Consider the following 13,635-nt stretch of genomic DNA (forward strand, 5'->3'; position numbering starts at 1 on the left):
CAGTACAGATTTGAGTTAGACAGCATTGGTATGGTATTGGTAAAAGGTATAAAAGACAAGGGCGATATTAAAAATAATCCAGCGTTAGAAGAAGCGTTTTATTTAGGTAAGTGTTTAATTTAGCAAAATCCAATTTGAGAGACCAATCCACTTCGCTTTTTCGGGATAGGAGCATATACTTTTAAGTTGTTTTTAATACCGGCAGCAGGACAAAGCGGTTATAATTTGCAAAAAAAATAGGACTTCATTTTGTTTGGAGCGGATTCCGAATGTTAGACCAAGAATCTAACAATTGGGGTTAGCTCACTTAATTGAAGTCCTATTTTTGTTCGCTGTAACAATGAAGTGAAAACAGTGCCTAAGGTTTGAAAATTACAAATTCTTTAAAAATATTTTATATAGTCTTTTGTATATAAGACTATATTCATTTAAAAGTCTGTTATAAAATGGGTTCTTTAATATATAAAGCAAGCTATTTGTCCTAAAGTTTTAAAATCTTTTTCATAGTTTGTTTATATCTTTGAGAAAGTAAAATAGGTTATATATAATATTAGTTTTGGTGTGTGAGAGTTATCTTATTTTTCCAGCCGCCATATATGCGGGTCTTTTCTAAAGATTAAGCATGTGATAAGCCCGATAAATCCCAGCCATAAAAATAAAAAAGCGGCTCCGGCGCCTTTTCCTTGCCCAAATAATGTAACAAATATGCTTGCAGCTGATTGTGACGCCATGAACGGTTCAAACACTTTGTCAACCAGAAATCCTCCAAGAAAATAACCGATTGGTATAGTGAAAAACTGTAATGTGTTTCTCGCAGAATATACGCGGCCTTGCATATTAAGAGGGATATGGTTTCTGAAAAGAACATCCATGTTTGCGTTCATAAACGGTATGGCTATCCATCCTAAAAATGCTCCGATACACCAAACGGGAACGCTTTTTCCAAATGCAAGGAAAAAGTTTTCTGTGCTCATTGCAAGCAGAAGAGAATTGCAAATTATACGAACCCGGCTTTTGGGTGATGGAATCAGTGATACGAGTATGCTTCCTCCAACCATTGCGAGACCTGATACCGCATTGACTATTCCGAGTGCAGACTCACTGCCGGAGCTTTTGGATAGAACCATAGCCGGAAGCGCTGCTTCAAAAACTGAAGCGGTAAAATTTATTGCAGCCAAAAATAGTATGAGGTCTAAAATTCCACGGTTGTGTCTCAGATACCGTATTCCGCTTTTGGCGGATTCGAGCACGGATTCTGCTTTAGCGTTCTCAGTTGATATAACTTTTGGTATTTTTACAAAGAACAGCAGTGATAAGAAAGCTATTACGAATGTAAATAAATCAAACGCAATAATCGTTTGAATATTGCTCAGCGCCAGCAGTGCGGTAGATATGACGGGAGTCATAACGTTTACCAATGAATTTGAGAATGCTCTCATACCGCTCGCTTTTTGATAATGTTTTTTAGGTGTAAGCAGACTGATAGTTACATCTGCTGACGGTTGCTGTATTGAGTTCATAAGACCGTTTAGTGCATTCAAACAATATAAATGCCATATTTGCAGTTTGCCAAACAGCAGCAGAATCAGGACAGATACAGTGCAAACAGCAGCAAAGCTGTCGCAGACAAGCATAGTTGCTTTTTTGTTCCATTTGTCGCTTAACGCTCCTGCAAATATGCTTATAATGACATAAGGCGCATATGAACATATTGAAAGCATTGAGGTCTTTAAAGCGGACCCTTGCTGCTGATATGACCATATTATTAACGCAAAATTTGTCATTGAACTGCCGAGGGTTGAAAATGATTGTGTGAGCCACAGTATAATAAACGAATGCAGCTCATATATTAATTTTTTTATTTTATTCATATTGACTTTGCTCCTTTTAATTTTGAAATTATCTCATAAAATGCAAAGTCTTTTAGGGACATTCTGTTTTATTGCTCTATGCGGTTCGTCCCTATTTGACCTTGCATAGAGCTTCAGCAATACTAAGCTTCATTTTTCCTCCTAAGTATTTATTTAAAATATAAAATTTTTATTCTAAGCCGTTCATTACAAAATCCACAAGATCCTGTGTTGAATTTGGTTTTGCTATTGACTTCATTGCTTCCTGCATAAGTTTCATCCGGTCATCGTTAACAAACATTTGATAAACCGCTTCATCTATTGGATTTGTGCTGCTTATTCGCATGGCCGCTCCGGCGTTTAATAGAAACTCTACGTTTCTGTCCTCCTGACCCGGAATCGGGTTATTAATAAGCATTGGTATCTGTTTTGCAAGCGCTTCGCTGGTGGTAAGCCCTCCGGGTTTTGTTATAATACAGTCGCAGGCGTCCATAAACACATCAACGTTGTTGATATACCCATAACTGTATATTTTTTTCCGTGTTTCCATACTGTCTATTTTTGTTTTAAGCTTTTTATTGTTTCCGCTGACAGATACAATTTCAAAATCCATATCAAGCTTATCCAATTCTTCAATTTCTTTATATACAGCTCCAAACCCCATACTTCCGCTCATAACAAGTATTGTATGTTTACTGTGGAGATTTAGAATCTCTTTAGCCTTACTTTTCTCAATTTTTCTTGAGAATTTAGTACCGATTGGTATTCCCAGTGGTAAAAACTTGTTTTCTGGAAAGCCCTTTTTTATTCCCTGGATAGTAAGCCTTTCATTAGCGATAATATAGTAATCAAGCAAGCTGTCTTCCCAGTAAGGATGTATAGTGAAGTCTGTTATTACTCCAATAGTTTTAGCGTTAAGACGTTCTATTGATGAAATATAAGTAACCAGCAGCGCAGCGAATATGTGTGTGCAAATAATAAAATCAGGTTTTTCTTTTTGAATAAGTTTTATCAGACTTCTTGACAAAACTGAATTTGTTATTCTATTCAGTCCGTGTATGCCGGCACCGGACTGTACTCCGCGTTTTTCGCACATTCTATATACGCCGCCGTAGATTTTAGGTATAGCTTTGGTGGACATAAGATAAATCTTATTTACAGAATCTGATAAAATCGGGTTTATAAATTTGTATACATCCAGGTATTTGCATTCGACGCCGCACTCGTTGAAACGTTTGCTGATCACCATGGCTGTTTGGTTGTGTCCTTGTCCTGCTGTTATAGATAATACTAAACCTTTCATTGGACTTCCTCCTAATTTTGCCGGTTTGTGTGTTTTCAGTATTTATCAGGGCTTATATATTTACAGCTGTTCCAGGTTTAAGAAAGAATATAATCCGTTCCTTTATTTTCTTTCCAAATATTGATTCAATGCCCTTTGTGTAATAATCCATTTGGATTTTGTATTTTTCAGCTTGTTTAGGCGCATAAATGGCAGAACAGTTGTCAGTCTTATAATCCAATAAAACTATCTCGTTGTCTTCGATAAAGAAGCAGTCGGCGACGCCTTGAACAATGATTTGAGCGTTTTTGGAATCAGAACTTACTTTATCTCCATATATTTCTGAAGCGCTTACAGGAAACAACAGTTTAAATTCTCTTTTAAGACTTCCTTTTAAATATGCGTTCCGCATTCGGCAGCCGATTTCAGAACTGTAAAATTTAATGATTGAATCTTTATCTATTAAAGAAATTTGACTGTTGGTTAAAACATTATTGGCATAAAGTGATGTTATTTGTTCAGTTATTTGCTCTTCAGACTGAGTAAACTCCGGGTTTATGTGCTGCATTATGTAGTGAGTAATAGTTCCTATTTCGGCGGCGTCTCCGCTGGAGGCAGAGTGGAATGTTCTGTCGGCGATACTGCTTAAAATCGGAGTATATTCACCATCCTGCTCGGTTAGACTGTCCTGCATGCTTCTTTTAATTTCACTAACCGAAAGTTTTAAGGGGATGCGGGTCAATTCCTCATTAGGGTATAAATAATTAAGGTTGTTATACAATTCGTCAGCGAGCTCTTTGCTTATGGGCTCGTCTGTTGGTTTTGAAATCGATATGTCTTCATTGATTGTTTTTTCACAGTCTATTGATTCTTTTTGTGATAAGTTTATATTTTCATCCGTATAACTTATATATTTGAATTGAATATTCTGAGCTTCATCAATTTTTAGCTCGGATATGTCGGATTCCATTACCTCTCTAAGTTTTTCTGCGTTCTTTTGCGGCAAGTATCCCAAGACTATCCAATCCCTGAAAATTTTGCTGTTTTCAAAATATGGACTGATGATTTCTCCTCGTGTGTTCAAAATTGGACGTTTCCAGCCTTTTGACTGGCCGGGAGATTCATTGGTGCAGGAAATTATAAGTTTTTCCTTTGCCCTGGTCATGGCTACATATAAAAGACGGATTTCTTCCGCTTTTGATTCTTTCGCTTTTTTATATTTGATTAAATCTAATGAAAGACATGAGTGTTTTATACGTTTATCTACATCAATATATTCCATTCCTATACCGTATTTTTCATCGTAAAGAACAGAATCTCCGCCGGGTCTGCCGTAAGTAGTTCCGGCTAAAATTACAACAGGATATTCAAGCCCCTTTGACTTGTGAACTGTGGTGATTGATACCGCTGACGATGCGCCGTTAGTGCTTTTGGCTTGTCCCATACCTGAAGAGCTGTCGTTAATTTTGTTAAGATAATCTACAAAACTGAAAAGACCTTTAAAAGCGCGTCTCTCATAATCTCCCGCTCTTTGAAGCAATATTTTCAGATTGGCCTGCCTGATATTTCCGCCGCTCATTGATCCGGCTACCGCTAGATAATCTAGGTCATAGCATATTTTATATATGAGTTCATCCGTACCCATATATTTTGAAAAACCGCGCATTTTATTTAAAACATCAAAAAATTTTTTGGCTTTTGTATTGTCGTTTTGCGCGGCAGTTTTAACACAATAATAAAAGTTGCCGTGCCGGTTTAAAGTTCTTATTTCGGCAAGTTCATCGGCTGTAAAGCCAAAGATAGGGCTTCTCATGACAGCAATTAAGGGTATGTCTTGCAGTGGATTGTCTATTATCTCTAAAAAACTTAAAACAGTTTTTATCTCAATAGTGTCTAGGTAACCTTCGTTGCTGTCAGAAATAACCGGTATATTATATTCTCTTAATACCTGTTCGAATATAGGAGCTGTATTCTTTGTAGAGCGGAGAAGAATAACAATATCGCCATATTCAACCGGTCTTTGTTCTCCTGTTTTCGAGTCGTATACAGACAGTTTATCAAACGTCACCAATTTTGATATTCTTTCTGCAACTGTTCTTGCTTCAAGCTCATGTTTGTTTTGAAACGCAGTTTCGCGCGTGTCAGAACCCGAAGATTTGTCCAGCACGTCAGTCATTATCAGTTCTGTTTTATAATCTGAGGGATTTTTAACTTCCGGATAATCTGCGCCGCTTTGCAGCCGTTCATCTTCTGTATAGTCTATTTCTGCTGTAGATTTAGACATTACGTTTTTAAATAGATAGTTTACGCTGTCTATAACATTCTTGCGGCTTCTGAAATTGTCTGACAGACGTATAAGATGTCCGTTGTTATTTTCACCGGAATATTCGGTCAGCTTATTAAGAAACAATTTTGGAGACGCGTTTCTAAATCCATATATGCTTTGTTTTAGGTCTCCAACCATAAATATGTTTCTTTTTCCTCCTGATATAAGCTGAAATAACTTGTCTTGAATATTATTTGTGTCTTGATATTCGTCAACAAATATTGCTTTGTATTTATTGCTCAAAGTTTTACAAAATTCTGTCGGGGAGCCGTCGCTCTTCATTATCAGCTTAATAAGCTGATGTTCTAAATCACTGAAGTCAAGGGAGGAACGCATAAGTTTCAGACGTGTATGTCTGCGTTCCAGCATAAGTATGATGTTTTTTAACGTTTTTATCCGAGGATACAAAAGACTTATAGAGCTGCTTAAACTATCTATGTTTTCATATGAAAACAGTTTGTTACTCTTAAATAGTTTTTTTGCTTCTTCTCTTATATCTGCTATATTTTTGAGGACTTCGGCAAGATATGCGTCTTCTTTGTCTTTTTTGCTGATTCTGGGTCTGGTTAAAAATTTTATGTTTTGTCTATTCTCTATATATTCTTCAATATTGCCGCACTTCATTATTTCACGAAACATCTCTGCTTCTTTTTCAAAGAATACTGCGTGTGTATGTTCTTCAGGCAGTTCCTTTTCTGATATTTCAATAATTGTATTGTAATAGTCAAGAAGTTGTCTTGTTGAATTCTTTATGCAGCTAAGAAATATATTTTCCCACTCTGTGCCGGATACAGTACCTGATTTATAAACTTCAAAATACATTTTGACAGAGTTGTTCAGCCATTTTGATGGTTCTGCCAGGCTTCTTGAAAACTTGTATATATTGGTGATTGCACGTCTGAGATTATCATCATTTTTTATTCCGCCATGACCTAAAGTGAGCTCCTTAAAAGATGGCAATATGTCAAAGCGTTCATAGTATCTTTCCAAACAATCTTCTAAGGCGTCTTTAAGCAAAAGTTCATTTTCTGCTTCGCCGATTAGAGAGAAACCGGCCGGGATATTTGTTAGATGAATGTTATTGCTGATTATTTTTTGGGCAAACGAATGGATGGTAGAAACATCGGCTGCGGTAATTTTGGTGGTTTGAGACCTGAGATGCTGATTATCAGGAATTTCTTTTAGCTTTTTTTCTATAGCGGCTGCTATTTTGTTTTTCATTTCCCTGGCTGCGGCGTTGGTGAAAGTCAAAACAAGAATTTCATCAACGGAAACAGGTTCGGTAGGGTCTAGTATTTTTCTGATTATGCGCTCAACTAAAACAGCTGTTTTTCCGCTTCCTGCGGCTGCAGCAACAAGAATATTCTGTTTGTTTTCATATGTAATAGCCTCTTTCTGAGCTGCGGTCCAATTCATATAATCCCTCCGGGTCTAGTACCCCATGGTGCCTTCAAGCGATTCATCGTTTTCAATCCATTTATCAACAGGGATAACTTCATATTCTGTCGGTGTTCGGCGTACTATTACCTCTTCTATACCGGCGTTTATAACCAGCCTTTTGCACATTGCACAGCAGTTTGCGTCACCTACAAGCTCTCCTGTTTTGGCGTCTCTGCCTGCCAAATATAGAGTGCCGCCAATCATATCACGGCGTGAGGCGCTTATAATGCAGTTGGCTTCCGCATGTACGCTTCGGCACATTTCGTATCTTTCGCCTCGGGGAATGTTAAGCTTGTCCCGCATGCAGAACCCGAGGTCAGAGCAGTTGTTCCGTCCCCTTGGTGCGCCTGTATATCCTGTCGATATAATCTCATCATTTCTGACAATTATAGCTCCAAAATTGCGCCTTAGACAAGTTCCGCGTTCGATAACTGTTTCTGCTATATCCAAATAGTAGTTCGCTTTGTCGACTCTTTGCATATTATAGCCCTCCCAAAAACAAATTTATTTATATTATAAGTTATTTTTTAAAATTATTCAATAGGTTTATATTGACTTTGTTGCATAATGTCAATATAATATAATAAAGACTTCATTTTATTGAAGAAACTAAAGATAGAGGTAAATATATGAAAATATATAAGTCTAACTCGGTTGAGGATACTGCGTCAGCTGCCGGTGAATTGGCGGCTGAGCTTAAACCGGGCGATGTTATTGCTTTGGTTGGAGATTTGGGTGCAGGAAAAACCGCTTTCGTTAAGGGAATAGCAAAATACTTTCATTCTAAAAATGATGTATTGAGTCCAACGTATACTTTGGTTAACGAATACGGCGGTGATATTCCAATATATCATTTTGACGTATACCGTCTCGCCAACCCCGCGCTTGATGAATGCGACTGGATTGATGAGTATTTGTTTGGCAATGGTATAACAATTATTGAGTGGGCTGACAATATTAAAAATATCTTGCCCGAAGGGACTATACGGGTTGAAATAAAGGCGTATCCTGAAAAGGGTGAAGATTACAGGGAGATAAAGATATGTTAGTGTTAGGGATAGACACATGTTGTATGCCGGCGACGTCTGCAGTGTATGACGGAGAAAAATTGGTTGGAGAAGCTATAGTTAACTGCGGTAAAACCCACTCGCAAAAAATAATGCCTCAAATAGAAGCTTTGCTCAATTCGCTGGAACTAAAACCTGCAGATATAGATTGTTTTGCTGTTGCGGCAGGTCCCGGTTCTTTTACAGGTGTCAGAATAGGAACGGCAACGATAAAAGCGATGGCGCATGCTGCGGGAAAACCGTGCGCAGCGGTTTCAACGCTTGAAGCGCTGGCCAATAACGTTCCATACTTTGACGGGATAATTTGCCCGATTTTGGATGCCAGGAGAAATCAGGTATATACTGCTGAATTTTTAGGAGACGGTACTCTAACGCGTGTTTGCGAAGATAAAGCCGTTAGTTTAGAATCTCTTTTGGACGAGCTGAAAAATTTGAAAAAAAAGGTTTTGTTTTTAGGAGACGGGGTTTTGGTTTATAGAGAAGAAATTTTAGAATATTTAGGAGATAATGCAAAATTTGCAAAGGGAAACAACAATCTCAATATGGCCGGCTCTGTAGCGGAATTAGGGTATGAGGCGGCGCTTTCGGGAGATACAATAAGTTATGCGGAACTCGCGCCGAATTATATAAGGCTTTCGCAAGCTGAGCGTGAACGTTTGGAGAGAAAAACCGAAACAAAAGAAATTTAAAGGAGAACATAAGACGTGAAATTTAAAAGAATTTTTTCAGCTATTTTAATTTTGTTAATGAGTGCAGCAATTTGTCTTTCACCTGTATTGATTTATTCTGAAAACGGAACTTCTTCATCGGATTCATCCACTGTCAGGACAAATAAAGAGGATAATTCGGACGAAGAAGATAATTCAGATACAAATTCTGATGTTAAATCTGATAAGAAGACAAATGATGACGATGATAGGGAGAGCGGTACCATAAGGGGAAGCAAACCTACATCAACTCCGGCCGCAAAATCTTCTAAATCTGCTTCTTCAAAAGCTACAGCAACTCCGGAACCAAAGGCCGAGCCAACTAAAAATCCGAGAGTCGGCGACGGCGGAAAACCGATTTTGGCTGAGCAGGAGGCCGCTATATTAGTAAACTGTCTGAATGGAGAAGTTATGTTTGAACAAAATTCAGACAAACAGATTTATCCTGCCAGCACTACTAAGATAATGACCGCTTTGCTAACTTTAGAAGCAATAGACCGCGGCGAGATAAATTTAAATTCTGCCTTTCTTATAACCCCGGATATGCTTGAAGACTTACCTGCCGACGGTTCCAGTATGCAGCTTAAAGAGGGCGAAGCCATGACGGTTCAATATCTGCTCGAGGGACTTATGGTGGAGTCCGGAAACGACGCAGCTCAGGCTTTGGCTGTAATTGTTTGCGGAGATGTTCCAACTTTTGTTGAGAGAATGAATAACAAGGCTGAGGAACTTGGTCTTAGCGGAACTCATTATATGAATGTTCATGGGCTTCATGACGAGGAGCATTATACAACTGCTGCGGATTTATGTACGTTATCAAGAGAAGCTATGAAAAATAAAACTTTTAGGAGTATTGTGGCTATGTCGCAGGCAAATATTCCGGCGACAGATAAAGTTGGGGCAAGAACGCTGATAAACACGAACGGATTGTTGTCAACTTTAAAATATCCCAATTATTTTTACCAGTATGCGACAGGTATAAAGACCGGGCACACGAGCCAGGCTGGGTATTGTTTGGTGTCTTCGGCGCAGAAAGGCGATCTTGAGGTTATCGGTGTCGTTATGAATTGCAAGACAGAGGACGACAGACATTACGATTCAAAAAATATGCTGGCTTATGCTATTGATAATTATAAGGCTGTGACAGCCATAACAAAAGGAGATATGGTCGGCGAGATAAAGGTGCGTTTCGGAAGCGGCACAGACCATACAACATTATCAACCAACAGCAATATTATAGTTACGGTGCCAGAGGACGCAAATTCCGAGGATTTGAAGATAGAGACTTCTCTGCCTGAATATATGGCGGCTCCTGTAAACGAGGGGGACAAGATAGGAACAGTTAACGTTGTTCTTAACGGAGAAGTTGTTGGGAGCGGAGACTTAATAGCTGATTTTTCTGTAAAGCGTCATCCGCTTGGATTTCTTATGCAGTTTTTTAGTTATATATGGAGTTTTTGGTTCGTAAAAATATTAATAGTCATTTTGGCTGCTGCTTTAGTTATATTTATAATTTATATGATAATTAATATAAGAAGAAATATAAAGCTGGCTGAAATGCGCAGAAGAAGTTCACGTTCAAAACGTCCTCCAAGAAGATAAAGAATTAAATAACAATTGAATAGATAGAATTCTAAGTAAAATATGAACAAAAAAGATGAATTGTTAACATAAAATATCTTGCCTAGTCAGTTATTTCGTGGTATAATATCTCAAATATATTTTGTATATAATGATAACGGAATATTTTTATGTTTCGAATTCTATGAAAACCCAGCGTTTGGCTGTTTTATCGGAGGATTATTTCATGACTGAACCTATAATGACTTATATCTGGACTTTTATATTGGCTGTTATGCCTATTTCAGAGATAAGAGGCTCAATAATTTATGGCTTGTCACAAGTCGATCACAACTTTTTGAATATTTTATTTATATACGTTTTATCTGTTATTGCTAACTTTTTACCTGTTCCGTTTATTCTATTAGCGTTCCGCCCTATTATAAAGTGGTTGAAAAAGACCAAATTGTTGGGCAAGTTCGCTACATGGCTTGAAGCAAGAACACATAGAAAGGCCGGGGATATATCCAGAAAAAGCTCAAAGGCGGCGGCTGTTGCGATATATATATTTGTTTCAATACCTTTTCCCACAACGGGAGCGTGGACAGGTTCAATGATTGCCGGGCTTCTTGATATGAGAGCAAAATATGCATTGCCGGCAGTGCTTTTGGGAATAATGACCAGCGGAGCTATAATGACTTTGCTTGTTACCGGCGCTCTTAATTTAGGTTCGTTCGGCGAATGGCTTACACATTAAAACCGTTTAGTAAATTTTTATCGTAATTATGATACTATGAAAGGAATTTTTTGATGAGTGATATAAATTCTCAGAAACAAAAAAAACAGTCGGCTAAAGGCAGGAAATCCATGCTTATTATTGGTATTATACTCTTAAACATATCAATATTTATGGCGGCATTTGTGTTTTCATTTAATATGATAATCAATCCAATAGAAAAGCGTGATATCCAGGTGCAGACGCTGACTGACGAGAATACAAAACTTAAAAGTGATTCTCAGCTTTTGCAGGACCAGCTGGATGTTGTACAGTCAGAACTTGATTCATATAAGAAAAAGTATGGAGGTTCCTCAAATTCAAGCAAAAGTAATGCCTCCGGTTCTTCAAGCAGCAGTAAAAGCAACTCTGAAAGCGGAGAAAAATCTTCGGACAGAAGCAGTTCTAACTCGTCAAACGAAGACGATGATGAAGACAACAGTTCCTCAAGAAGCAGAAATGTTTCTGGGAGCGGATCAAGCGAGAGAGACTTAAATATGGATAATGATTAGTCTTAACGACTTAAAATATAGCTGAAATACTTGTTTGAAAGGGGAATGGAAATGAAACCGAAATACAAAAGAATAATGATAAAGTTAAGCGGAGAAGCGATGGCTGGAGACGAAGGCTTTGGTCTTGATCATAATAAGATTGACGCTATAGCTAAAGAGATAAAAAAATGTTATGATATGGGAACAGAGATAGGCATAGTCATCGGCGGCGGTAACTTTTGGAGAGGCCGCGACGGCGAGGGTATGGATCGTTCAAGAGCCGATCATATGGGTATGCTTGCTACTGTTATAAATTGTCTCGCTATGCTTGACGCGCTTGAACAGCTGGGCGTTGAAGCCAGGGTTCAAACGGCGATTGAGATGAGACAGATAGCCGAGCCTTACATAAGACTTAGAGCTGGAAGACATTTGGAAAAGGGAAGAGTTGTTATATTTGGCTGCGGAACAGGTAATCCGTTTTTCTCAACTGATACGGCGGCGGCTCTTCGTGCCGCAGAAATAGGCGCTGAGGTTATACTTTTAGCTAAAAAGATAGATGGTGTTTATGACAGCGATCCTAATATAAACCCGGATGCAAAGAAATTTGATAAATTGTCATTTATGGACGTTCTTAATAAGGGATTAGGAGTTATGGACACTACAGCGGCAACGCTTTGTATGGATAATAATATACCTTTGCTGGTATTTGGACTTGATGAACCTGAAAATATTGTTAAGGTTTTGTGCGGCGAGAATATTGGAACTATAGTATCTTAAATTATAATATAAAAAGAAAGGGATGTTAGATATGAAGGAATCCGAGAACAAAATGAAGAAAGCGGTTGACGCTTTAGAGAGAAATTTATCTCAAATTCGTGCAGGGCGTGCGAATCCTGCAATATTGGATAGGGTAACTGTTGAATATTATGGTGCTCCCACACCTTTGGCACAAGTCGGCACTGTTTCAGTTCCGGAAGCAAGAATGATTGTTATTCAGCCTTGGGACGCAAGTATTTTGGGTGACATTGAAAAAGCGATTAACGCGTCGGATATAGGAATTCATCCTAATAATGACGGAAAGGTTATTCGTTTGAACTTTCCTCCTCTTGATGGTGAAAGAAGAAAAGAGTTGGTTAAGGAAGTTTCAAAGCGCGGCGAGGAAGCTAAAGTTGCTGTCCGCGGTGTGAGACGTGATTCTATAGAGCGTTTTAAGAAACAGAAGAAGGCCGGAGAAATTACCGAAGACGGTCTTCTTGACCTTGAGGATGATATTCAAAAGCTCACTGACAGATATATTAAGCTTATTGATACAATAGTTAAAGAAAAAGAAGATGAGATTTTAGAAGTATAGACAGTTCGGAAGGGGTATGACTGTGTTTTTTAAAATAGGGAGGAGAACAGCCCATTCCGGGAAGCTTGATTTAAGCCGTGTGCCGAAACATATTGGTATTATTATGGATGGAAACGGCAGATGGGCAAAAAGAAGAGGTTTGCCAAGAAGGGCCGGACATAAAGCCGGAGCTGATAATCTTGAGAGAATATGTGATTATTGCAACTCAATAGGAGTTAAGGCTTTAACAGTATATGCGTTTTCAACTGAGAATTGGAATCGTCCTAAAGATGAAGTTGACGCGCTGATGGAATTGCTTTATAATTATCTTTTAACTGTTGAAGAGAAGTTTAAGAATAGAAATATGAAGCTTCAAATAAGCGGTGATATTGCTCCTCTTTCTCAGAAAATTAAAGACGCGATTGTTCATGCGGAAGAAGTCACTTCAAGCGGTGATGGACTTGTACTTAATATTGCTTTAAATTATGGCGGCAGAGCGGAGATAGTTAATGCTGCCAGGCTTGCCGCTGCTGCGGTTTCTGAAAGACAAATTACCGTTGAAGATATAACAGAGGAGTATTTTGGAGGGCTTATGTATACTTCGAATCTGCCTGAAGTGGATTTGATAATACGGCCCAGCGGCGAAAAAAGGCTGTCAAATTTTCTTTTATGGCAGGCGGCATATGCTGAGTTTTGGTACAGTGATATATGCTGGCCTGATTTTACAAATAAGGATATGGAGCAGGCGATTATAGATTATCAGAACCGTGACAGACGTTTTGGGCGGATTTGATAAAAATAAATTGT

General features: G+C 38.3%; 12 protein-coding genes. 8 read left to right on the plus strand and 4 right to left on the minus strand.

The features are described 5' to 3' along the window. Nucleotides 1-575 precede the first annotated feature (575 nt). The 4 genes from B9O19_RS06875 to B9O19_RS06890 form a co-directional block, all read right to left on the minus strand. Entirely contained in the window at nt 576-1,871 is a 1,296-nt protein-coding gene (locus B9O19_RS06875; protein ID WP_102365724.1) for an MFS transporter, read from the minus strand. Nucleotides 1,872-2,040: 169 nt separating this feature from the next. After that, nucleotides 2,041-3,153 carry an MGDG synthase family glycosyltransferase gene (locus B9O19_RS06880; protein WP_102365725.1) on the minus strand — a complete coding sequence of 371 codons (1,113 nt, stop codon included), beginning with the start codon at nt 3,151-3,153 and terminating at the stop codon, nt 2,041-2,043. A 52-nt stretch (nt 3,154-3,205) separates the two neighbouring features. Beyond that, nucleotides 3,206-6,874, minus strand: coding sequence for a helicase-exonuclease AddAB subunit AddA (gene addA, locus B9O19_RS06885; RefSeq protein ID WP_102365726.1), 3,669 nt, complete (start codon nt 6,872-6,874; stop codon nt 3,206-3,208). A gap of 15 nt (nt 6,875-6,889) precedes the next feature. Beyond that, the gene (locus B9O19_RS06890) at nt 6,890-7,378 is read right to left on the minus strand and encodes a deoxycytidylate deaminase (protein WP_102365727.1); all 489 of its coding nucleotides are present in this window, start codon (nt 7,376-7,378) and stop codon (nt 6,890-6,892) included. Nucleotides 7,379-7,527: 149 nt separating this feature from the next. On the opposite strand from B9O19_RS06890, the gene tsaE reads away from it, so the two are divergent. The 8 genes from tsaE to B9O19_RS06930 all read left to right on the plus strand — a co-directional run bounded on the left by tsaE (nt 7,528) and on the right by B9O19_RS06930 (nt 13,621). Continuing rightward, nucleotides 7,528-7,947, plus strand: a complete 420-nt coding sequence (gene tsaE, locus B9O19_RS06895; protein WP_102365728.1) for a tRNA (adenosine(37)-N6)-threonylcarbamoyltransferase complex ATPase subunit type 1 TsaE — start codon at nt 7,528-7,530, stop codon at nt 7,945-7,947. After that, nucleotides 7,941-8,654 carry a tRNA (adenosine(37)-N6)-threonylcarbamoyltransferase complex dimerization subunit type 1 TsaB gene (gene tsaB / locus B9O19_RS06900; RefSeq protein WP_102365729.1) on the plus strand — a complete coding sequence of 238 codons (714 nt, stop codon included), beginning with the start codon at nt 7,941-7,943 and terminating at the stop codon, nt 8,652-8,654. Before tsaE ends, tsaB begins: the two co-directional genes overlap by 7 nt. 15 nt (nt 8,655-8,669) lie before the next feature. After that, nucleotides 8,670-10,274 (plus strand): D-alanyl-D-alanine carboxypeptidase family protein, encoded by a 1,605-nt coding sequence (locus B9O19_RS06905; RefSeq protein ID WP_102365730.1) that lies wholly within the window; start codon nt 8,670-8,672, stop codon nt 10,272-10,274. Between the two features lie 205 nt (nt 10,275-10,479). Continuing rightward, the gene (locus tag B9O19_RS06910; RefSeq protein WP_158648931.1) at nt 10,480-10,989 is read left to right on the plus strand and encodes a COG2426 family protein; all 510 of its coding nucleotides are present in this window, start codon (nt 10,480-10,482) and stop codon (nt 10,987-10,989) included. A 53-nt stretch (nt 10,990-11,042) separates the two neighbouring features. Then, a complete protein-coding gene (locus B9O19_RS06915; RefSeq protein WP_102365732.1) occupies nt 11,043-11,519 on the plus strand; it encodes a hypothetical protein in 477 nt (158 codons plus the stop codon). Between the two features lie 51 nt (nt 11,520-11,570). Next, a complete protein-coding gene (gene pyrH / locus B9O19_RS06920; protein WP_102365733.1) occupies nt 11,571-12,275 on the plus strand; it encodes a UMP kinase in 705 nt (234 codons plus the stop codon). Nucleotides 12,276-12,297: 22 nt separating this feature from the next. Continuing rightward, nucleotides 12,298-12,849: a ribosome recycling factor gene (gene frr / locus B9O19_RS06925; RefSeq protein WP_102365734.1), complete on the plus strand. Its 552-nt coding sequence runs from the start codon at nt 12,298-12,300 to the stop codon at nt 12,847-12,849. Between the two features lie 16 nt (nt 12,850-12,865). Next, nucleotides 12,866-13,621, plus strand: a complete 756-nt coding sequence (locus tag B9O19_RS06930) for an isoprenyl transferase (protein ID WP_102365735.1) — start codon at nt 12,866-12,868, stop codon at nt 13,619-13,621. The last annotated feature ends 14 nt before the right edge of the window (nt 13,622-13,635 follow it).

Source organism: Monoglobus pectinilyticus (genome assembly GCF_002874775.1).
Taxonomy (GTDB): Bacteria; Bacillota; Clostridia; order Monoglobales; family Monoglobaceae; genus Monoglobus; species Monoglobus pectinilyticus.

Coding starts and splice junctions, on each gene's coding strand:
- B9O19_RS06875 (WP_102365724.1), bottom strand. CDS start 1,871: ATGAATAAAATAAAAAAATTAATATATGAGCTGCATTCGTTTATTATA.
- frr (WP_102365734.1), top strand. CDS start 12,298: ATGTTAGATATGAAGGAATCCGAGAACAAAATGAAGAAAGCGGTTGAC.
- tsaE (WP_102365728.1), top strand. CDS start 7,528: ATGAAAATATATAAGTCTAACTCGGTTGAGGATACTGCGTCAGCTGCC.
- B9O19_RS06915 (WP_102365732.1), top strand. CDS start 11,043: ATGAGTGATATAAATTCTCAGAAACAAAAAAAACAGTCGGCTAAAGGC.
- B9O19_RS06910 (WP_158648931.1), top strand. CDS start 10,480: ATGACTGAACCTATAATGACTTATATCTGGACTTTTATATTGGCTGTT.
- B9O19_RS06890 (WP_102365727.1), bottom strand. CDS start 7,378: ATGCAAAGAGTCGACAAAGCGAACTACTATTTGGATATAGCAGAAACA.
- B9O19_RS06880 (WP_102365725.1), bottom strand. CDS start 3,153: ATGAAAGGTTTAGTATTATCTATAACAGCAGGACAAGGACACAACCAA.
- B9O19_RS06930 (WP_102365735.1), top strand. CDS start 12,866: ATGACTGTGTTTTTTAAAATAGGGAGGAGAACAGCCCATTCCGGGAAG.
- tsaB (WP_102365729.1), top strand. CDS start 7,941: ATGTTAGTGTTAGGGATAGACACATGTTGTATGCCGGCGACGTCTGCA.
- addA (WP_102365726.1), bottom strand. CDS start 6,874: ATGAATTGGACCGCAGCTCAGAAAGAGGCTATTACATATGAAAACAAA.
- pyrH (WP_102365733.1), top strand. CDS start 11,571: ATGAAACCGAAATACAAAAGAATAATGATAAAGTTAAGCGGAGAAGCG.